The organism is Terrabacter sp. AAH1 (assembly GCF_054456855.1).
The window spans coordinates 53643-73269 of sequence record NZ_JBTJJV010000010.1 but is presented as its reverse complement, the minus strand read 5'-3'; the positions used below and the strand labels follow the sequence as shown (position 1 = coordinate 73269).

General features: G+C 72.7%; 20 protein-coding genes. 13 read left to right on the top strand and 7 right to left on the bottom strand.

The annotated features are described in order from the left end of the window. Positions 1 to 246: 246 nt before the first annotated feature. The 6 genes from ftsH to ACXR8F_RS15360 are packed head-to-tail and all read left to right on the top strand — an operon-like array spanning position 247 to position 6255. Positions 247 to 2355, top strand: coding sequence for an ATP-dependent zinc metalloprotease FtsH (ftsH, locus tag ACXR8F_RS15385; protein ID WP_045187188.1), 2109 nt, complete (start codon positions 247 to 249; stop codon positions 2353 to 2355). Positions 2356 to 2357: 2 nt separating this feature from the next. Continuing rightward, entirely contained in the window at positions 2358 to 2930 is a 573-nt protein-coding gene (gene folE / locus ACXR8F_RS15380) for a GTP cyclohydrolase I FolE (protein WP_045187185.1), read from the top strand. A 53-nt stretch (positions 2931 to 2983) separates the two neighbouring features. Further along, positions 2984 to 3817: a dihydropteroate synthase gene (gene folP / locus ACXR8F_RS15375; protein WP_458801864.1), complete on the top strand. Its 834-nt coding sequence runs from the start codon at positions 2984 to 2986 to the stop codon at positions 3815 to 3817. Next, positions 3817 to 4704 (top strand): 2-amino-4-hydroxy-6-hydroxymethyldihydropteridine diphosphokinase, encoded by an 888-nt coding sequence (gene folK, locus ACXR8F_RS15370; RefSeq protein WP_458801751.1) that lies wholly within the window; start codon positions 3817 to 3819, stop codon positions 4702 to 4704. Before folP ends, folK begins: the two co-directional genes overlap by 1 nt. 14 nt (positions 4705 to 4718) lie before the next feature. Further along, positions 4719 to 5180 carry a DUF3180 domain-containing protein gene (locus ACXR8F_RS15365; protein WP_458801749.1) on the top strand — a complete coding sequence of 154 codons (462 nt, stop codon included), beginning with the start codon at positions 4719 to 4721 and terminating at the stop codon, positions 5178 to 5180. A 37-nt stretch (positions 5181 to 5217) separates the two neighbouring features. Then, positions 5218 to 6255 carry a hypothetical protein gene (locus tag ACXR8F_RS15360; protein WP_458801747.1) on the top strand — a complete coding sequence of 346 codons (1038 nt, stop codon included), beginning with the start codon at positions 5218 to 5220 and terminating at the stop codon, positions 6253 to 6255. A gap of 9 nt (positions 6256 to 6264) precedes the next feature. On the opposite strand, the gene ACXR8F_RS15355 is transcribed toward ACXR8F_RS15360, so the two are convergent. Further along, positions 6265 to 6516: a hypothetical protein gene (locus ACXR8F_RS15355; protein ID WP_458801745.1), complete on the bottom strand. Its 252-nt coding sequence runs from the start codon at positions 6514 to 6516 to the stop codon at positions 6265 to 6267. 8 nt (positions 6517 to 6524) lie between these two features. Then, positions 6525 to 7628 (bottom strand): NADH-quinone oxidoreductase subunit D, encoded by a 1104-nt coding sequence (locus tag ACXR8F_RS15350; protein WP_458801862.1) that lies wholly within the window; start codon positions 7626 to 7628, stop codon positions 6525 to 6527. Positions 7629 to 7841: 213 nt separating this feature from the next. Here ACXR8F_RS15350 and ACXR8F_RS15345 point away from each other — a divergent pair, with 213 nt between their 5' ends. Continuing rightward, a complete protein-coding gene (locus ACXR8F_RS15345) occupies positions 7842 to 8237 on the top strand; it encodes a VOC family protein (protein ID WP_458801743.1) in 396 nt (131 codons plus the stop codon). A 45-nt stretch (positions 8238 to 8282) separates the two neighbouring features. On the opposite strand, the gene ACXR8F_RS15340 is transcribed toward ACXR8F_RS15345, so the two are convergent. Together ACXR8F_RS15340 and ACXR8F_RS15335 are read right to left on the bottom strand one after the other, a co-directional pair. Beyond that, the gene (locus tag ACXR8F_RS15340) at positions 8283 to 8825 is read right to left on the bottom strand and encodes a copper resistance CopC family protein (protein ID WP_045187171.1); all 543 of its coding nucleotides are present in this window, start codon (positions 8823 to 8825) and stop codon (positions 8283 to 8285) included. Positions 8826 to 8829: 4 nt separating this feature from the next. Then, on the bottom strand, positions 8830 to 9882 hold the full coding sequence (locus ACXR8F_RS15335; protein ID WP_458801741.1) for an SAM-dependent methyltransferase: 1053 nt from the start codon (positions 9880 to 9882) through the stop codon (positions 8830 to 8832). Between the two features lie 23 nt (positions 9883 to 9905). On the opposite strand from ACXR8F_RS15335, the gene ACXR8F_RS15330 reads away from it, so the two are divergent. From ACXR8F_RS15330 to ACXR8F_RS15305, 6 genes are all read left to right on the top strand, one after another. Beyond that, the gene (locus ACXR8F_RS15330) at positions 9906 to 10814 is read left to right on the top strand and encodes a Rossmann-like and DUF2520 domain-containing protein (protein ID WP_458801739.1); all 909 of its coding nucleotides are present in this window, start codon (positions 9906 to 9908) and stop codon (positions 10812 to 10814) included. Then, positions 10811 to 11731: a pantoate--beta-alanine ligase gene (gene panC, locus ACXR8F_RS15325; RefSeq protein WP_458801737.1), complete on the top strand. Its 921-nt coding sequence runs from the start codon at positions 10811 to 10813 to the stop codon at positions 11729 to 11731. Before ACXR8F_RS15330 ends, panC begins: the two co-directional genes overlap by 4 nt. A gap of 48 nt (positions 11732 to 11779) precedes the next feature. Further along, positions 11780 to 12214 (top strand): aspartate 1-decarboxylase, encoded by a 435-nt coding sequence (gene panD / locus ACXR8F_RS15320; RefSeq protein WP_045187163.1) that lies wholly within the window; start codon positions 11780 to 11782, stop codon positions 12212 to 12214. A gap of 11 nt (positions 12215 to 12225) precedes the next feature. Next, the gene (locus tag ACXR8F_RS15315) at positions 12226 to 14004 is read left to right on the top strand and encodes an L-aspartate oxidase (RefSeq protein WP_458801735.1); all 1779 of its coding nucleotides are present in this window, start codon (positions 12226 to 12228) and stop codon (positions 14002 to 14004) included. Further along, positions 14001 to 14885 (top strand): carboxylating nicotinate-nucleotide diphosphorylase, encoded by an 885-nt coding sequence (gene nadC, locus ACXR8F_RS15310; protein ID WP_458801733.1) that lies wholly within the window; start codon positions 14001 to 14003, stop codon positions 14883 to 14885. Before ACXR8F_RS15315 ends, nadC begins: the two co-directional genes overlap by 4 nt. 113 nt (positions 14886 to 14998) lie before the next feature. Beyond that, the gene (locus ACXR8F_RS15305) at positions 14999 to 16627 is read left to right on the top strand and encodes a LuxR C-terminal-related transcriptional regulator (protein WP_458801731.1); all 1629 of its coding nucleotides are present in this window, start codon (positions 14999 to 15001) and stop codon (positions 16625 to 16627) included. A gap of 11 nt (positions 16628 to 16638) precedes the next feature. On the opposite strand, the gene ACXR8F_RS15300 is transcribed toward ACXR8F_RS15305, so the two are convergent. The 3 genes from ACXR8F_RS15300 to ACXR8F_RS15290 all read right to left on the bottom strand — a co-directional run bounded on the left by ACXR8F_RS15300 (position 16639) and on the right by ACXR8F_RS15290 (position 19490). Beyond that, positions 16639 to 17754 (bottom strand): flavin-containing monooxygenase, encoded by a 1116-nt coding sequence (locus ACXR8F_RS15300; protein WP_458801729.1) that lies wholly within the window; start codon positions 17752 to 17754, stop codon positions 16639 to 16641. A 217-nt stretch (positions 17755 to 17971) separates the two neighbouring features. After that, a complete protein-coding gene (locus ACXR8F_RS15295; RefSeq protein ID WP_458801727.1) occupies positions 17972 to 18682 on the bottom strand; it encodes a class I SAM-dependent methyltransferase in 711 nt (236 codons plus the stop codon). Positions 18683 to 18689: 7 nt separating this feature from the next. Beyond that, positions 18690 to 19490 carry a hypothetical protein gene (locus ACXR8F_RS15290; protein ID WP_458801725.1) on the bottom strand — a complete coding sequence of 267 codons (801 nt, stop codon included), beginning with the start codon at positions 19488 to 19490 and terminating at the stop codon, positions 18690 to 18692. Positions 19491 to 19627: the final 137 nt, after the last annotated feature.

Genomic DNA, 19627 nt, shown 5'->3' with positions numbered 1-19627 from the left:
CCCGACGCGCACCCGCGTCGGAAACTGGGCACTCGACTGACTTGCCGCGTCGGGAAGTGAGCACTCGAGGTTGGGTGGCCGCGGCGTGCACGGTGCGTGCTCCCCGCGGACGGGTAGGAGAAGGGGTGGCCGGGTTGGCCGTGCCACCCCGCGATGCGGAACACTGGTAGTCCGCCGGACGTTGAGCCCGGTGGAAAGACTCACCGGACGAGCAGGAGGACCGGGGCGCCCCAGCCCCGCACGTACATGGACGCCAAACGCATTCTGCGCACCCCACTGCTGTGGATCCTGGTCCTCATCAGCGCGCTCGTCTTCGGCATGATGTTCTCCGAGTCCGGGCCGCCCCGGATCGACACGTCGGCTGCCATGAAGCAGATCACCGACGGCAACGTCGAGTCGGCCAAGCTGCTCAACAACGAGCGCATGGAGCTGACCCTCAAGACGCCCTACACCTCGCCCGACGGCACGGTGAAGGACGCGAAGTCGGTCTACGCCTTCTACGTCGAGGCCCGCGGCAAGGACGTCGTCGACGCGCTCAACGCCAAGCCGCCGACGAAGGGCGTCGACGACCAGATCGACGAGCCGAGCTGGTTCGGCTCGCTGCTCTTCTCGATCCTGCCGATCATCATCATCCTCGGCCTCTTCTGGTTCCTCATGGGCCAGATGCAGGGCGGTGGCAACCGGGTCATGCAGTTCGGCAAGTCGCGGGCCAAGCTCGCGACCAAGGACACCCCCAAGGTCACCTTCGCCGACGTCGCCGGCTGCGACGAGGCCATCGAGGAGCTGCAGGAGATCAAGGAGTTCCTCCAGGAGCCGGCGAAGTTCCTCGCCGTCGGCGCCAAGATCCCCAAGGGCGTGCTGCTCTACGGCCAGCCGGGCACCGGCAAGACGCTGCTGGCCCGCGCCGTCGCAGGTGAGGCCGGCGTGCCGTTCTACTCGATCTCGGGCTCCGACTTCGTCGAGATGTTCGTCGGTGTCGGCGCGAGCCGCGTGCGCGACCTCTTCGAGCAGGCCAAGGCCAACGCGCCGGCCATCGTCTTCGTCGACGAGATCGACGCCGTCGGCCGCCACCGCGGCGCCGGCATGGGCGGCGGTCACGACGAGCGCGAGCAGACCCTCAACCAGCTGCTCGTCGAGATGGACGGCTTCGACGTCAAGACGAACGTCATCCTCATCGCGGCGACCAACCGCCCCGACATCCTCGACCCGGCGCTGCTGCGTCCCGGCCGCTTCGACCGCCAGATCGCCGTCGACGCGCCCGACATGATCGGCCGCCACCGCATCCTCGAGGTGCATGCCCAGGGCAAGCCCGTCACGGCCGATGTCGACCTGCTGGCTGTCGCCCGCCGCACGCCCGGCTTCACCGGTGCCGACCTCGCGAACGTGCTCAACGAGGCCGCCCTGCTGACGGCCCGCAGCGACAAGAAGGTCATCGACAACGTCGCCCTCGACGAGGCGATCGACCGCGTCATCGCCGGACCGCAGAAGCGCACCCGCATCATGTCGGCCAAGGAGCGCAAGATCACCGCGTACCACGAGGGTGGTCACGCGCTCGTCGCCGCGGCGCTCAACCACACCGACCCGGTGACGAAGGTGACGATCCTGCCGCGCGGCCGGGCCCTCGGCTACACGATGGTCATGCCGATCGACGACAAGTACTCCACGACGCGCAACGAGATCCTCGACCAGCTCGCGTACGCCCTCGGTGGCCGCGTCGCCGAGGAGATCGTCTTCCACGAGCCGACCACCGGTGCCAGCAACGACATCGAGAAGGCCACCGGGATGGCGCGCAAGATGGTCACCGAGTTCGGCATGTCCGAGCGGGTGGGCGCGATCAAGCTGGGCCAGAGCACGGGCGAGGTCTTCCTCGGTCGCGACATGGGCCACCAGCGTGACTACTCCGAGGAGGTCGCGCGCATCGTCGACGAAGAGGTCCGCGCCCTCATCGACGCGGCCCACGACGAGGCGTACGCCGCCCTCAACGCCAACCGCGACCTGCTCGACCACCTCGTCCTCGAGCTGCTCGAGAAGGAGACGCTCAACGTCCACGAGCTCGCCGAGCTCTTCAAGCCGGTCGTGAAGCAGCCGCCCCGCCCGACCTGGCTGTCGTCGCAGACGCGCCAGCTGAGCGACCGCCCGCCGGTGCTCACGCCGGCCGAGATCGCGGCGAGCCAGAACGGTGCCGGCGGCCAGAACGGCCACCTGCCCCCGCCGGTCCCGGCCGACAAGGTCATCGAGGAGCAGATCGACGAGGCCGCCTCGGTCGGTGCGCACCCGCTGGCCGAGGAGCACCCGCCGGAGCAGGTCATCGAGGTGCCCGACGACCAGCCGGTGAACCCGGGCGAGAAGGGCTGAGCGTGGCCATCGACCACGCGCGGGCCGAGGCCGCGGTTCGCGAGCTGCTGCTCGCCATCGGCGAGGATCCCGACCGTGAGGGACTGCGCGACACGCCTGCTCGTGTCGCGCGGTCCTATTCCGAGATCTTCGCCGGCCTCGAGATGACGGCCCAGGACGTCCTCAGCACGACCTTCTCGATCGACCACGAAGAGCTCGTCATCGTGCGCGACATCGAGCTCTACAGCACGTGCGAGCACCACCTGGTGCCCTTCCACGGCGTCGCCCACGTCGGCTACATCCCCGACAAGGACGGCCGGGTCACGGGCCTGTCGAAGCTCGCCCGGCTCGTCGAGGTGTTCGCCCGCCGCCCGCAGGTGCAGGAGCGGCTGACCTCGCAGATCGCCGACGCGCTCGTCGAGCACCTGTCGGTGCGCGGCGTCATCGTCGTCATCCAGGCCGAGCATCTCTGCATGTCGATGCGCGGCATCCGCAAGCCGGGAGCGAGCACGATCACCTCGGCGGTGCGCGGCCAGCTGCGCGACGGGGCCACTCGAGCGGAGGCCATGGCACTCATGCTCGAGGGCAACAAGTGAACGCAGCCGAGGTCAGCGCAGCGCTCCTCGGCGAGCGCGAACGCACCCTGGTCATGGGGGTCGTCAACGTCACCCCCGACTCGTTCTCCGACGGCGGGGAGTGGTTCGAGCAGGACGCCGCCGTCGCGCACGGCCGCGAGGTGCTGGCTGCGGGCGCCGACATCGTCGACGTCGGAGGGGAGTCCACGCGACCGGGTGCCGAGCGCCCCTCCGTCGAGGAGGAGCTGCGCCGCGTCGTGCCCGTCGTCACCGCTCTCGCCGCCGAGGGCGCTGTCATCTCGGTCGACACGATGCGCGCCGCGGTGGCACGCGCGGCCGTCGATGCCGGTGCCACGATCGTCAACGACGTCTCCGGTGGGCTGGCCGACCCCGAGATGGTGCCCTGGGTGGCCGCCGACCGGCTGCCCTTCATCGCGATGCACTGGCGGGGCCACAGCACGAGCATGCAGTCGCGGGCCCACTACGACGACGTCGTCGACGACGTGTGCCGCGAGCTCGCCGAGCGGCGAGACGCCCTGCTGCGTGGAGGCATCGAGGCGCACAACCTCGTGCTCGACCCGGGGCTCGGCTTCGCCAAGAACGCCGACCACAACTGGGCCCTCATGGCGGCACTGCCGGCGCTCCACGACCTGGGTCACCCCGTCCTGCTCGGCGCGTCGCGCAAGACGTTCCTCGGACGCCTCGGACGCGGCGCCGACGAGGCTCCCCGCCCGGCTGCCGAGCGCGACGTCGAGACGACGGCCACCTCGGTGATGGCGGCGATGGCGGGTCTGTGGTGCGTACGCGTGCACGACGTCGCCTCGACCGTGCGTGCCCTCTCGGTCGTGCAGGCCGCCCTCGACCACGCCCCGGCCGACCTGCCGGACCACCTGGAGGACACCGACTGATGGTCGACCGCATCGTGCTGCAGGGCGTCTCCGCCCGCGGCCACCACGGCGTGCTCGACGTCGAGAAGCGCGACGGCCAGACGTTCGTCGTCGACGTGACGATGGTCATCGACCTCGAGCCGGCCGGGCGCACCGACGCCCTCGCCGCCACCGTCAACTACGCCGAGGTCGCCGCCGACGTGGTGGCCCGCATCACCGGGCCCTCCTTCGACCTCATCGAACGGCTAGCCGAGGTCATCGCCGACGACGTGCTGCGCCATGACCTCGTCGACCGGGTCGAGGTCGTCGTGCACAAGCCCGAGGCGCCCGTGGGGCAGCCCTTCACCGACGTCCAGGTGCGCATCGAACGCACCAACGCGGCCCACGTCGTCATCGCGCTCGGCACCAACCTCGGCGACCGCGGCCAGACCCTCGTCGATGCCGTCGCCTCGCTCACCGCGCTGCCGGGCCTCACCGTGACGGCCGTCTCCGACATCGTCGCGACCGACCCGGTCGGCGGCCCCGAGCAGCCGGAGTACCTCAACGCGGTCGTCGTGGCACGCTCGCTGCTGCACCCGCACGACCTGCTGGCCGAGCTGCACCGCATCGAGGCCGACCACGGCCGCACCCGCGAGACCCGTTGGGGTGCAAGGACCCTCGACCTCGACCTGGTCCAGTACGGCCAGCCCGGCGGTCACCGCGAGGTCGTCGACGACGACCCAGAGCTCACCCTTCCGCACCCTCGTGCCCACGAGCGCGGCTTCGTGCTCGTGCCGTGGAACGACGCCGACCCGAGGGCCACGCTGCGCATCGCACCCGGCGCGGACGGCATACGTCGGGTGGCGGACCTCCTGGCCGACCTCGACCGATCGGGTGTGCGCCCCGGTCCCCACTGGGAGCAGCAGTGAGACCACACTCCGGCGTGCGCGCCACGACCCTCGTGCTCGCAGCCGTCGCCATGACGGTGCTCGTCTGGCTCGTGCTGCGGCTGATGTCGTCCGGCGGCAGCTCCGTGCCCGAGCCGGGCTGGGTCGGGGCGGTTGCCATGCTCTTCCTCGGCGGCGGCCTGCTGGTCGCCGGGTGGCAGGTGCGCAAGGTGCGTGACGGCGCGCCGAACCCCGCGATCACGCCGCTCAGGGCCGCCCGCACGCTCGTGCTCGGCCAGGCCGGGGCGCTCACCGGCTCGGTGCTGGTCGGCTGGTACCTCGCCAACGTGCTCGTGCTGCTGCCCGACGCCGACGTCGAGTCCCAGCGTGGCCGCATCTGGCCGTTCCTGGTGCACGCCGCCGTCGCGGTGCTGCTGGCCGCCGCGGGGATGCTCGTGCAGGCCTGGTGCCGGCTGCGACCACGCGACGACGAGGACGACGACCTCGACCGCGCCTGAGCGCAACGAACCGCCTCCGTCTGGTGTCATCCATGACATGGGACCTCTGGGGGCACGTGCAGGGACGACCGGGCGCACCCGTCGGTGGGCCGTCACGCTGGCGCTCGGCGCGGGCCTGCTCGCCGGCTGTGGGTCCGCAGTGGCGCCGGGTGGCCCGGGCGGCTCTGGCGGCTCGGGTGGCTCAGACGCCGTGACGAGCGTCCCGGTGCGGGACGGCCTGGGCACGGCCCCGGCGCCCCCGGGCACGGCGTTCGTGCCGGTCCGCCCCCCGTCGGCGGAGTTCGCCGACCGCGCGAGGGTGGTCGCCGTGGCGGTGCGTCGCGCCGGGCTGCCCGTGCCCCCGACCGGACCCTTGCTCCTCTCGAGCTGGGCCCTGGACGAGGGCTTCGAGACGAGCGAGCAGAAGATCGCCTGGATGTACGGCCACGTCACGTTCGCTCCCGGCGTCGACCGGGCTGCGGCGGGCAGCGGGACCGTGCGGCTCCCTGACGGCGGCAGCCGCCCCGTCGACCTCGTCGCCGTGCGCCCTGCCCTCGACCGCGCCCTCGACGGCGCGGTCGCCGGCCCGAAGCCCTGTGACGGCGTCCCGGCCGCCGCGTGCCGGCTCGTCGTGTCCAGGGCGGTGCTCGCCGAGGCGAAGGTGCGCACCACCCAGGGCGACGCGACGGTCCCCGTCTGGCGGTTGACCATCCAGGGCCTCCCGCACACCATCTCGGTCATCGCGGTCGCGGACGGGGTGTTCACCCGCCCGCAGCCGCAGGACCCGCTGCCGGGCCTGCCGAGCCCGCCGGACGGGGTGCGGGGCATGGACTCGCTGAGGCGCGTCGACGGCGCGACGATCGAGGTCGGCATCGCCGGGGGCGGCTGCGACGAGGGCCTCGTCGCGCACGTCGTCGAGCTGGACGACATGGTGGTCGTCGGCGGCACCACACCCCCGCTGCCCAAGGGCACCGCGTGCACGGCCGACTACGCGTCGCTCCCGGCCCGCGTGCAGCTGGCGAAGCCGTTGGGCTCACGGCCCGTCATCGACGTCGTGTCCGGTCGGCCCCGGGTGGCCGGCGTGCCCGCCTTCTGACGACGCCCCTCAGGTGGTGCCGGTGACGATGGCCGTCGACGAGGGCACGGGCTCGGTGGTCGAGGTGGGCGGCTGGGGCGGGCCGTCGGGCGTCGTCGTGCGGGTCGGCCAGGGCGGCGGCACCGTGTCCACGGTGTCCTCGTCCGAGCAGGCCGCGGCGAGCGTGACGGAGGCGGTGATGACCGTGACGGCTGCGGCACGTAGGACGGTCGCGCGGGTGACCCGGCGCGACGGCATACGCGAGGGGGAGGGGTCCGGCACGACGCCCCTCACTTGTCGACGTCGCCGACGACGAAGAACATCGAGCCGAGGATCGCGACCATGTCGGCGATGAGCTGACCGGGCAGCATCTCCGAGAGCACGCTGACGTTGTTGAACGACGCGGAGCGCAGCTTGAGCCGCCACGGCGTCTTCTCGCCGCGCGAGACGAGGTAGTAGCCGTTGAAGCCGAGGGGGTTCTCGGTGGCGCAGTAGATCTGGCCCTCGGGGACCTTGAGCACCTTGGGCAGCTTGACGTTGATCGGTCCCTGCGGCAGCTGGACGAGCCGGTCGAGGCAGGCCTGCGCGAGGTCGAGCGAGACGTGCACCTGCTCGAGCAGCACCTCGAGGCGCGCGAGGCAGTCACCGGCGGAGCGGGTGACGACGCGCCCCGGACCCTTGTCGCCGAAGAGCTCGCCGTAGGCGAGGTAGGGCGCGTCGCGGCGCAGGTCGACGTCGAGGCCGCTCGCCCGCGCGATCGGGCCCGAGACGCCGTACGCCCGGACGGTCTCGAGCGGGAGCACCCCGACGCCGCGGGTGCGAGCCTCGAGGATCTCGTTGCCGACGATGAGGCGCTCGAGCGAGGGAAGCCGCTTGCGCACGTTGGCGATCGCCTTGTCGACCCGGCCCATCCAGCCGGCCGGCAGGTCTTCCTTCAGGCCGCCGACGCGGTTGAACATGTAGTGCATGCGGCCGCCCGAGACCTCCTCCATCACGGCCTGGAGCTCCTCGCGCTCGCGGAACGCGTGGAAGACCGGCGTGATCGCGCCGAGCTCGAGCGGGTAGCTGCCGAGGAACATCAGGTGGTTGAGCACGCGGTTGAGCTCGGCGAGCGCGGTGCGCGCCCAGACGGCTCGCTCGGGCACCTCCATGCCGAGCATCTGCTCGACGCCGAGCACGACGCCGAGCTCGTTGCTGAAGGCGCTGAGCCAATCGTGCCGGTTGGCGAGCACGATGATCTGGCGGTAGTCGCGCACCTCGAAGAGCTTCTCGGCGCCGCGGTGCATGTAGCCGATGACCGGCTCGGCGCTGACGATGCGCTCGCCGTCGACGACGATGCGCAGGCGCAGCACGCCGTGCGTGGCCGGGTGCTGCGGGCCGATGTTGAGCACCATGTCGGCGGTCGCGAGCCCGCCCGCGCCGACACCGACCGTCAGGGCACGCTCGCGCGAGGACGCCGTCGGCGTCGTCGGGGTCGCCGGCGTCGTCGTCTCGCTCACGGAGTCGACCCTACGTGGCTCATGCGCCCGAGTATGCCGTGAGCCCCGTTCCGCACGTCACCCGGCGTAGCGTCGGTGCGGCGACCGCACCCGCTTCGAGGAGACGACATGAGCGAGCTGACCCCGTACATCTGCGTCGCGGACTCGCGCGCCGCGATCGAGTGGTACCGCGAGCACCTCGGCGCCGAGGTGGTGTTCGAGCCGATCGTCATGGAGGACGGGCACATCGGCCACTGCGAGCTCGAGGTCGACGGGGCGCGGTGGATGATGTCCGACGAGTTCGAGTCGGCGGGCGTGGCGGCCCCCGACCCGGCGCGCGGCAACGCGGTGTCGCTGCACCTCACGGTCGCCGACGTCGACGCCGTCTGCGCAGCGGTCCGCGCGGGTGGTGCGACGGTCGATCGTGGCCCGGAGGACAACCCGCCCATCGGCCGGCTCGCCGTCTTCCACGACCCGTTCGGGCACCGCTGGTTCCTCGACCAGCCGCTGCCGGAGGTTCGCTGAGCCGGCTCGAGCGGGCTCGAGCCGGCTCGAGCGGGGTCAGGCCGGTCAGGGGCGGCGGTCCGCTTCGCGGCTGCGGAGCACGAGGTAGCCGGCGAGCCCGAGCAGCAGGACCGTCGACACGACCGTGAGCAGGATCGGCACGAGCAGCGAGCCGCGGGCGGCCGCCTGCTCGTCGGTGTCGACCGGGCGCACGTGCACGGTGGCGGGGGCGGTCGCCGTGGACCCGTCGAGCCCGACCGTCGCGTGGAACGAGAACGTGCCGCTCACCGGGTGCCCGTCCCCCGAGGTGACGCGGTAGGTCACCGTGTAGTCGCCGCCGGGTGCGTCGGGCGCGACGGCCTGTGTGACGTCCCGCCCGCTGACCGCCGGGGCGCCCGACGAGACCGCGCCGGAGGGTCCGGTGACGACCACCTGGGCGCCGATCGCGAGGGGGTCCTCGGAGAACGTGAGCACCACCGAGGCGGGCATCGTCGAGACCGTCGTGCCGTCGGCGGGGTTCGTCCGCTCGAGCACGTCGTGCGCCAGGGCGGTGGTGGGCACCGCGACGAGGAGTCCGAGGGCGAGCAGCGCGGAGGCGAGACGACGCATGCGGTCAGGGTACGTCGGGCCCGTTCACGCGCTTGAGCGCCCACCAGAAGTCCCCGAACCCACCGCGCCGGGCGAGCTCGGCCTCGGCGCCTGCGCGCTCCAGGGCGCGCAGGTAGCCGAGCGGGTCGGTGCCGGCGAGGGCGTGGTCGGGCCGGGCGCCGGTGAGGCCCAGTGACCGCAGCAGGTCGCGCTGCCGGTGCAGCTCGTCGGCGTCGAGCGTGTCCATCGCGACGTGGGCCGTGAGGTCGCACGAGCCGTCGGGCACGGGGTGGGTCAGCCCGCCCCTCGCGTATGCCGTCAGCGTCCCCTCGTGCGGCCGCTCGGTCGCGGTGTAGCCGTAGTCCACGGCCACGAGCGTGCCCGAGGTGACCCGGGCGACGAGGTCGGCCCACGCCCGGTCGCGGGACCGTCCCACCTCGACCCGGTCGCCCGGTGCGGCGTCGGGCCAGTGGTCCCGGGCCCACCGCGCGTCGGCGTCGGTCAGCGGGCCGCCGGGTGACTCGTCGCCGGTCGTGGGGTGGACGAGGACCTCGCGCAGCACGCCGCTCGCGTCCACCTCGGCCACGGTGCACGGCACGACGTCGAGCCACTCGTGGGCGACGACGAGCGCATCGTCCAGCCCGTCGAGCTCGGCAGGCAGGTCGGCGCCTCCGGGGGACCTCAGCCACTCGACGCGGGGGTCGAGGCCGTCCGGGCGGTCCACGACGTCGACGGCGACGACGCGCACGCCGTCGCCCTCCACTCCCGCGCGTCGAGGTGGTTCGTCGCGACTCGGCGCGACGGCATACCCCGCCGGCTGGGCGGCCTCGGCGAAGGCGGCGACGAGGTGCGTCGCCAGCTCGCCCCGGCCGGCGCCGACGTCGACGACGACCGACGGCAGCGGGTCGCCGTGGCGCGCCTGCCAGAGGCGCAGGAGAGCCTCGGCCAGCACGCGCCCGGTCGGTCCGTGCGCTGCCGTCGTGAAGTGCGCCGCCGGCCCACCGCGCGCGACGTAGAAACCGCGCCCGGCGGCATACAGGGCGTCGTGCCACGCGTCGTGCCACGGAACGGGATCCACGCCTCCGGACTGTAGGCGATAGCGTGCCGTGGGTGAGCACCCCGCACGACCGCCCCGCGCGCTTCGACGTCGGCATCGTCGGGGCAGGGCGCGTCGGCGCCGTGCTCGGCGCGGCGCTCGTGCGGGCCGGCCACGTCGTCACGGGCGTCTCGGCAGTCAGCGAGGCCAGTCTCGAGCGGGCCGCCACCCTGTTGCCGGGCGTGCCGGTGAAGCCCATCCCCGAGGTCGTGTCGGGCGCACACCTCGTCGTGCTCGCGGTGCCCGACGACGCCCTCGAGCCGCTCGTCGCCGGACTCAGCTCGACAGGCACCTTCACCCCCGGCCAGCTCGTCATGCACACGTCCGGCGCACACGGCATCTCCGTCTTCGAGGCGGCCGCACCGAGCGACATCATCCCGCTCGCCCTCCACCCGGCCATGACGTTCACCGGCACGGCCCTGGACCTCGAGCGGCTCGGCGGCTGCTGCTTCGGCGTCACCACCGTCGACCTCGCGCGGCCGGTCGGCGAGGCGCTCGTGATCGAGATGGGCGGCGAGCCCGTGTGGATCGCCGAGGACGACCGCGTCACCTACCACGCCGCCCTCGCCCACGGCGCCAACCACCTCGTCACCCTCGTGGCCCAGGCGATGCAGCTGCTCGGCGAGACCGGCATCGAGGACCCGGCCCGCCTGCTCGAGCCGCTCCTCACGGCGGCGCTCGCCAACACCCTGCAGCGGGGTGACGCAGCCCTCACCGGTCCGGTGGCGCGCGGTGATGCCGGTACCGTTGCCGGGCACGTCGCGATGCTGCGCAAGGTCGCACCGGACATCCACCCGACCTACCTCGCGCTGGCCCGGGCGACGGCACAGCGGGCCCTGCTCAGCGGGCGCCTCCGTGCGTCCGCCGCCGGCCCGCTGCTCGAGCTGCTGGCGCACGAGGAGGAGCAACCGTGACACGACCTGCGGCACCCACCGCACCCATCGCACTCTCGACACCCGTGGTGGCCCGGACCCGCGACGAGCTGCGCGAGGCCCGCGCGGCGCTCGACGACGGCGACGTCGCCGTCGTCATGACGATGGGGGCGCTCCACGAGGGGCACGCGACGCTCATCCACACGGCCCGCGAGAAGCACGCGCACGTCGTCGTGACGATCTTCCTCAACCCGCTCCAGTTCGGGCCCAAGGAGGACCTCTCGCGCTACCCGCGCACCTTCGACGCCGACCTCGAGATCTGCACCGCCGCGGGTGTCGACCTCGTCTTCGCCCCGACGCCCGACGTCATCTACCCCGACGGCGACCCCGGCGTGCGCGTCTCGGCCGGCCCGCTCGGCGACGTGCTCGAGGGCCAGGCCCGGCCGGGCCACTTCGACGGGATGCTCACCGTGGTCGGCAAGCTCATGCACCTCACGCGGTGCAACGCGGCCTACTTCGGGCAGAAGGACGCCCAGCAGCTGCTCCTCATCCGGCGCATGTGCCGCGACCTCGACTTCCCGGTGCAGGTCGTGTCGGTGCCGACGGTCCGTGAGCCCGACGGCCTGGCGATGTCGAGCCGCAACACCTACCTCACGCAGTCCGACCGCGAGACGGCGCTGTGCCTGTCGGCGGCCCTGCGGGCGGGTGCCGCGGCCGCGGCCGAGGGGCCGTCTGCCGTGCGCCGGGCGGCCCGGGCGGTGCTGGTGCGCGAGCCGCTCGCCCTCATCGACTACCTCGTGCTCGTGCACCCCGAGACCCTCGAGGACGTGCCCGAGTGGTACCGGGGCGAGGCGCTCCTCGCCGTGGCGGGCCGCGTCGGCACGACCCGCCTCATCGACAACCTGCCCGTGCTCGTCGGCCCCGACGGTGGGGCGCTCGAGACCTTCACGCAGACCTGAGTTCTTCACACCCGCAACGTCTTTCACCCTCCAAGGAAGTCCCAGACCGTGCAGCGCTTCATGCTCCACTCCAAGATCCACCGAGCCAAGGTGACCCAGGCCGACCTGCACTACGTCGGGTCGCTCACCATCGACCGCGACCTGCTCGACGCGGCCGACCTGTGGCCGGGTCAGCAGGTCGACGTCGTCGACGTCGACAACGGCAACCGGCTCACGACGTACGCCATCGAGGGCGAGCGAGGCTCGGGCATCGTCTGCATCAATGGCGCTGCGGCGCGGCTCATCTCGCCCGGTGACACCGTCATCATCATCGCGTACGCCGCCATGGACGACGCCGAGGCGCGTACCTTCGAGCCGCAGGTCGTTTTCGTCGACGACCACAACCGCGTCGTCGAGGTGGGGCACGATGCGGGGGACGTCCCCGACGGCTTCGGCCTCCTGACGTCCGCCGTCACCGAGCGCCACCACGACTACCAGGACTGAGAGGCCACCGTATGCCGCAGAGCGGGCTCCCCGACGTGACCGTGTCGCGGCGGCTGCGTGCGCCCGCGCCCGGCTGGACGACCACCGCCGACGTCATCGTGGTCGGCTCCGGCATCGCCGGCCTCACCACGGCGCTGCGCCTGCGGCGCCGTGTCGACCGCGTGCTGCTCGTCACGAAGACGGTGCTCGACGAGGGTTCGACCGCGTGGGCGCAGGGCGGCATCGCGGCCGTCATGTCACCCGAGGACAGCGCTGCGGAGCACGTGCACGACACCCTCGTCGCCGGCGTCGGGCTCTGTGACGTCGAGGCCGTCGAGGCCCTCGTCACCGAGGGCACCGACGCCGTGTGGGACCTCATCGCCCTCGGCGCCGACTTCGACCGCGGCGACAGCGGCGGGCTCTCGCTGACCCGCGAGGGCGGCCACCACCGCGACCGCATCCTGCACGCGGGCGGCGACGCGACGGGCCGCGAGATCAGCCGGGCCCTCATCGCCGCGCTCGACCGCGTGCGTGACGACCCCGGTATCGAGGTCATCGAGCACGCCCTCGTCGTCGACCTGCTCACCGATGCCGAGGAGCGCGTCTGCGGCGTCACGCTGCACGTCATCGGAGAGGGCCAGGTCGACGGTGTCGGCGCGGCCCACGCGCGGGCCGTCGTGCTCGCGACCGGTGGCCTCGGGCAGATCTACGCCTCGACCACGAACCCGTCCGTCGCGACCGGCGACGGCATGGCCGCGGCCCTGCGCGCCGGCGCCGTGCTCGCCGACCTCGAGTTCGTCCAGTTCCACCCGACGGTGCTCTGGCTCGGCGAGGGCTCGCGCGGCCAGCAGCCGCTCATCTCCGAGGCCGTCCGCGGCGAGGGCGCCTTCCTCGTCGACGAGGCGGGGGAGCGGTTCATGCAGGGGCAGCACCCGCTCGCCGACCTCGCCCCGCGCGACGTCGTGGCCAGGGCGATCATCGCCCGCATGCGCGAGACGGGCACCGACCACGTCTACCTCGACTGCCGCCACCTCGGCGCCGAGTTCCTCGAGCAGCGCTTCCCGTCGATCGTGCAGCGCTGCCGCGAGCTCGGCTTCGACCCGGCCACCCAGCTGCTCCCCGTCGCGCCCGCCCAGCACTACGCGTCCGGCGGCGTGCGCACCGACCTGCGCGGCCGCACCTCCATCGAGGGCCTGTACGCGTGCGGCGAGACGTCGTGCACCGGCGTCCACGGCGCCAACCGCCTCGCCTCCAACTCGCTCCTCGAGGGCCTCGTCTTCGCCCGTCGCATCGCCGACGACCTCACGGCCCGGCTCGGCGCCGGCGAGCTGCCCGAGACCACGCCCGTCGAGCCTGCCGGTGAACCCGAGCTGATCCGCGGCAAGCGCCGCATCGACGTCCAGCGCGCCATGACCGCCGGGTCGGGCACGGTGCGCTCCGCGTCGTCGCTGGCCAGCACGCAGGCGATGCTCGCCGAGCTCGCCGCCCGTGCCGTCACCGACGACGCCGAGAAGCAGGGTGGCCCCAAGAGCTGGGAGACCACCAACCTGCTGCACCTCGGCCGGGCGCTCACGTATGCCGCCGCGCTGCGTGAGGAGACCCGCGGCGGTCACGTGCGCGAGGACTTCCCGGCCCGCGACGACGAGCACTTCCTGCACCACGTGCACCTGCGCCGCGCGGCCTCGGGAACGGTCGAGGCGCGGGTGGTGCCGGTGCCGCAGTCCAACCTCGACGGCCTGGACCTCGACAACACGGCTGCCGCAGAAACCGCTGTGGCACAGGACGACTCACGGATGGAGGGACGCCGGTGACCGCCGACGGCCTGAGTGGCTTCCCGCTCGACTGGGCTCGCGAGCTCGTCACCGTCGCCCTGCGCGAGGACCTCGGTCCCGACGGTCTCGACGTGACGACCCTCGCGACGATCCCCGCCGACCAGGTGCGCACGGCCGAGATCGTGGCGCGCGCGCCCGGCGTCGTGGCTGGGGTGCCGGTGATCGGGCTCGTGCTCGCCGCCGTCGCCGAGAAGGTCGGGGGAGAGGTGCCCTCGGTCGAGGTGGTCAACGACGACGGTGCGCGGCTCGAGCGCGGTGACGTCATCGCGCGCCTCACCGGCCCCACCCAGGTCGTCCTGGTGGCCGAGCGCACCATCCTCAACATCCTCAGCCGGCTCTCGGGCGTCGCGACCCACACACGCCGGTGGGCCGACGCGCTCGAGGGCACGTCGACCATGGTCCTCGACACCCGCAAGACGACGCCCGGCATGCGCTGGCTGGAGAAGTACGCCGTCCGCTGTGGCGGCGGCACCAACAAGCGCATGGGGCTCTTCGACGTCGCCATGATCAAGGACAACCACAAGCTGGCCGCGGGCTCCGTCGCCGCGGCGTACGCCCTGGTGCGCGAGCGCTTCCCGGACGTGGACGTGCAGGTCGAGGTCACGACGCCCGCCGAGGCGCGGGAGGCCTACGACGCCGGCGCGCGCTTCATCATGTGCGACAACATGTCGGTCGACGTGCTCGGCGAGACGGTGCGGCTGCTGCGGGCGGCGGGTGAGCCGGTCGAGATCGAGGCGACGGGCGGCCTCACGCTCGAGGTCGTGAGGGAGTACGCCGGCACCGGCGTCGACTTCGTGTCCGTCGGTGGCTTGACGCACAGCTCACCCATCGTCGACATCGCCCTCGACCTCACCGACTGACCCGTCGAGAGGCCGAAGTTGGCGGTCCCTGCGCCGTCGAGAGGCCACGCGCGGCCTCCTCGACCCGTGGCCTGGCCTCGTCGCAGGCGTACCCTGCGACGAAGGAGGGTGTCGTGGGCGTCGTCGACGAGCTGGTCCGCGCGAGATCCGAGTTCGAGCGCGGGGAGTGGGCTGCGGCTCTCGAGCGCTGGTCGGCGCTCGAACCCGAGGGGCTGACAGCAGCCGATCTCGAGTCGGCGGGGGAGGCGGCCCAGCTGCTCGGCCGTCCGGACGAAGCCCTCGACCGCTACCGTCGCGCCTTCGACAAGCGGGTCGCGGCCAACGAGCCCGAACGGGCGGCTCGCTGCGCCTTCCACCTGTCGATGGTGCCGCGCCTCACGAGCGACCATGCAACCGCCTCCGGCTGGCTCGCTCGCGGTGAGCGCATCGTGGCGGACCTGCCAGACGGCAGCCTCGAGGCCGGCTACCTGAGCTTCTCGCGGATGTTCGTGCACCTCGGCCGGGGTGACTTCGCGGCCGCCCTCGAGTGCGCCGAGCAGGCGACTGACGCGGCACGCCGGCACGGCGACCAGGGTCTCGTCGCGGCGGGCCTCTGCGCCCAGGGCCGGATGGCGATCTACGGCGGACGGATCGCCGACGGACTCTCGCTCCTCGACGAGTCGATGCTCGAGACGGCCGGCCAGACCCTCGAGCCGATCCTGCTCGGCAACGTCTACTGCACCGCCATCGAGGGTTGTCAGGAGGTCTCGGACCTGCGCCGCGTCGAGGAGTGGACGCACGTGCTGGAGCGCTGGTGCGCGCGGCATCCCGGCCTCGTCACCTTCACCGGACAGTGCGCCCTGCACCGCGGCCAGGTCATGGTGGCACGCGGGGCGTGGGACGAAGCGGTCGAGGAGCTCGCGTCGGCCATCGACCGCTACCGCCGTGCCGGCGCCTTCCCCGCCATCGGGATGGCCGCCACCGAGCTCGGCGACCTGCACCGTCTGCGAGGGGACTGGGTGCGCGCCGAGGAGGCGTATGCGACGAGTGCCGAGCAGGGGCATGATCCCCAGCCCGGGTCGGCCCTGCTGTGGCTCGCCCGTGGCTCAGCGGCGGCCGCTGCCGGCGCCGTCCGTCGGCTCCTGGCGGAGACGCGCACCGACGTGGCCCGCGCTCGCATCCTGCCCGGTGTGATCGCGGTGCTGCTCGCGACCGGCGACACGGAGACGGCACGCGCGTGCGCCTCCGAGCTGGACGCGTACGCAAGGTCGTTCGGCTCAGACATCCTTGCTGCGAGGGCTGCGTATGCCGGTGGTCTCGTCGAGCTGTCGGGTGGTGACCCGGCGGGCGCGTTGCCCTACCTGCGCCGGGCGCACCAGGCGTGGGTGCGCCTCGACATGCCCTACGAGGCCGCGTCGGCCCAGGCCGCGACCGGGCGAGCCCTCGTCGCCCTCGGCGACACCGAGACCGGACGGCTCTCGCTCGCCGCGGCCCGCCAGACGTTCCAGACGCTCGGGGCCAAGCCGGACGTCGACGCGGTGGGTCGCGAGCTCGGGCCGGCGCACCGGCCGGCAGGACTGAGCGAGCGCGAGATCGAGGTCCTCCGACTGGTGGCTGCCGGCCGGAGCAACGCGCAGATCGCGGCCGACCTCGTGCTGAGCGACCGCACAGTGGCCCGGCACCTCAGCAACATCTTCGCCAAGCTCGGAGTCGGGAGCCGCACTGCTGCAGCCGCTTTCGCCTTCGAGAACGACCTTCTCTGACGGATGCCGGCTCAGGTCCGCACGGCGGCGTGGGGTGCCGCCGGCGCCGTCGTGCCGGCGCGCTTCATGATCTGGCTCGCGACGTAGGCGGCATCGCGACCCACACCGGGCAGCACCATCGAGGCGAACGCGTACTGGAAGGCGAGGCCGCAGAAGAAGAGGCCCTCGACGTCGCGCGCCACCCCGCGGTACTCGCGCGGCCACCCGTCGTCACCGACGACGGGCAGGTCGATCCAGTCGAACCGGGGCGCGAAGCCGGTCGCCCAGATGACGTTGGCCGCGTCGACGACGGTGCCGTCGTCGAGCGTCGGCAGCCCGCCGGTGACGCCGACGACCCGCCCGAGGTGCCTGTCCACGCCCCGAGCCGCGAGGTCGTCGCGCTTGACGCGGAGCATCGGGCCGCCGTGGTGGCGGATCTCGTTCATCGCCCTGCGGCCCATCGGCGTGCGGCGGGTGAGCACGTGCCGCCAGGCGAAGAGCAGGAAGGGGAAGACGGCGTGGATGGCGGGCGACTCCCATCGCACGGGGATCTGGCCGCAGTCGCGCCCGGCCAGGACGGTCGGCCGGTCCTGGGCCAGCTCGTACGCGATGTCGCACCCGGAGTGCGAGGCGCCGACGACGAGGACGCGGCCGTCTCGCAGCTGGCTCGGCCGGCGGTACTCGCTCGAGTGCAGCTGGAGGATCGACGGGTCGAGGTCGGCGCCGAACGCGGGCACGACCGGTGTGCGGCCGAAGGTGCCGGTGGCGACGACGACGTTGCGACACTGGATGGCGCCGTGGTCGGTGGTCACGGCGAACCCGTCGCCGCCCGGCGCCCTCGTCAGGCGCTCGACGCGTACGCCGAGCCGCACGGGAAGACGGAAGTGGGCGGCATACGACTGGAGGTAGGTGGCGATGTCGTCCTTGCCGGGGAAGGCCTTCGGGTCGCCGGGGAAGGCCAGGCCGGGCAGCGAGTCGTGCCTGGCCGAGGTGTAGAGGCGCAGCGAGTCGTACTGCTGTCGCCAGCCGTCGCCGACGGCCGTGTTGCGCTCGAGCACGACGCACTCGTGCCCGTGGGTGACGAGCTCGTGAGCCGTCGCCAGCCCCGCCTGCCCGGCGCCGATGATGACGGTGTCGATGGTCTCCATGATGTCCCTCCGTGGTGTCCGGACCTGTGGTCGTGGAGCCACGGTAGGAAGGCGGGCCGGTGCGCCGCGTCGGCCGGGATGACCATCTGCGCGCAGTGGTCGATGGGTCGAAATGACCACGCGGGCGCGGCGGCCGCAGGTGGCCTCTCGACTGCGACGGGGCGGCAAAGAGTGGCCACTCGACCGGTGGGGGGCCGCGGACTCGGCCTTTCGACGGTCAGAACCGGCGGTGCCAGAGGTTGACGGCGTAGTCGACGCCCGTCGCGTCGGGGTGCTCGGCGAGGATCAGGTCGGCGTGCTCGGGCGCGAACTCGATGCCGACGACGGCCTCGAAGTCCTTGCGCGAGTCGAAGTCCCACCGGATGTCGAGCCGCTCGCGCTGCCAGCCCTGCCGCTCCCAGAACCGCTCGACGGCACGCGGGTCGTAGGACGGCAGGGCACGCCGGAACCACGTGCCGAACGTCGAGCGGGTCGCGTCGTTGTCGACGACGAACGCCGCCCCGCCCGGCCGCATGACACGGTCGAGCTCGGCGAGGCCCGGCTCCGAACCCGGCCCGAAGAAGTAGGCCCAGCGGGCGTGCGCGACGTCGAACGACGAGTCGGGCACCCCGATCGCGGCGGCGCCCTCCTCGCGCACGGTCACGGACGGCATACCCGAGACACGTTGTGCTGCAAGGGCGGCCAGCGGTGGGTGCGGCTCGACCCCCGTGACGGACCGGGCCGTCGAGGCGAAGTAGGGGAGGTGGAAGCCGGTGCCACAGCCGATGTCGACGACGTCGAGCCCGGCCCAGTCGAGCACCGAGCGCATGGCCGACTCGATGACGTGGTCGCGGTCGACGCCGCGGTTCTCGACCTCGTAGACGTCGGGTGTCTCCCAGATGTTGGGCGACGGGATGATCTCGGGCCGCTCGCCCGTGGAACCGCTCATGCCGACCTCACTTCTCCCGCTGGGCCTCGATGGTGGCCGGGTGCACGAGCAGCGGCAGCAGCTTGCGCACGCCGCGGGCGCGGACCGCCTTGACCTGGGCGAGGTGCGCCTCGGCCCGGATCGCCAGCTCGGCGTACGCGAGTGGCCCCATCAGCTCGGTCAGCTCGGGCGCGTTGGAACGGTAGACGGGCTCGCGCCCGACGTGCGCCTCGGGGTTGCCCGAGCAGTACCAGTCGAGGTCGTGGCCTCCCGGCCCCCACCCGCGGCGGTCGTACTCGGTGATCGTCACCTCGAGGTAGCTCGAGTCGTCGGGCAGCTCGACCGTGCGGAAGGTACGTCGGATCGGCAGCTGCCAGCAGACGTCGGGCTTGAGGGTGTGCGGCTCGACACCGGTGAGGACGGCGTGCTGGTGCAGCGCGCAGCCGGCGCCCGCGGGGAAGCCGGGGCGGTTGAGGAAGATGCAGGCGCCGTCGACGACCTTCGTCTTGCGGGCGCCGTCCTCCTTCTCGGTCCAGTCGTCCTTGCTGCCGGTGGCGGTGCCGACCGAGTGGTACTCCCACTCGTCCTCGCCGAGCTCCTCGACCGCCTTGGCGACGCGCTTCCAGTCGTCCTTCTCGGTGAAGTGCGCGCCGAGCGTGCAGCACCCGTCGTCGGGCCGTCCGGCGTAGATGCCCTGGCAGCCGCTGCCGAAGATGCACGTCCAGCTGCTCGTCAGCCAGGTGAGGTCGCAGCGGTAGCGCTGGTTCGCGTCGGCGGGGTCGGTGAACTCGACCCAGACGCGCGGGAGGTCCAGAGGTGCTTCAGCCACCGGAACACCTTATGTCGCAGAGGTTCGCGACGCGTGAAAGGCGCCCACGTAATGGAAGCCGCGTACGCTGGGGGTGGCGTCCAGGGCGCCACCGGTGCGCGGGAAGGGGCTCAGCCTCCCTGGTGGCACGACGTATG

Excerpts from the sequence above, each read along its gene's own strand:
- ftsH (WP_045187188.1), top strand. The coding sequence starts at position 247 with ATGGACGCCAAACGCATTCTGCGCACCCCACTGCTGTGGATCCTGGTC.
- folP (WP_458801864.1), top strand. The coding sequence starts at position 2,984 with ATGGGGGTCGTCAACGTCACCCCCGACTCGTTCTCCGACGGCGGGGAG.
- folK (WP_458801751.1), top strand. The coding sequence starts at position 3,817 with ATGGTCGACCGCATCGTGCTGCAGGGCGTCTCCGCCCGCGGCCACCAC.
- ACXR8F_RS15360 (WP_458801747.1), top strand. The coding sequence starts at position 5,218 with ATGGGACCTCTGGGGGCACGTGCAGGGACGACCGGGCGCACCCGTCGG.
- ACXR8F_RS15350 (WP_458801862.1), bottom strand. The coding sequence starts at position 7,628 with ATGGTGCTCAACATCGGCCCGCAGCACCCGGCCACGCACGGCGTGCTG.
- ACXR8F_RS15345 (WP_458801743.1), top strand. The coding sequence starts at position 7,842 with ATGAGCGAGCTGACCCCGTACATCTGCGTCGCGGACTCGCGCGCCGCG.
- ACXR8F_RS15340 (WP_045187171.1), bottom strand. The coding sequence starts at position 8,825 with ATGCGTCGTCTCGCCTCCGCGCTGCTCGCCCTCGGACTCCTCGTCGCG.
- ACXR8F_RS15315 (WP_458801735.1), top strand. The coding sequence starts at position 12,226 with ATGCCGCAGAGCGGGCTCCCCGACGTGACCGTGTCGCGGCGGCTGCGT.
- ACXR8F_RS15300 (WP_458801729.1), bottom strand. The coding sequence starts at position 17,754 with ATGGAGACCATCGACACCGTCATCATCGGCGCCGGGCAGGCGGGGCTG.
- ACXR8F_RS15295 (WP_458801727.1), bottom strand. The coding sequence starts at position 18,682 with ATGAGCGGTTCCACGGGCGAGCGGCCCGAGATCATCCCGTCGCCCAAC.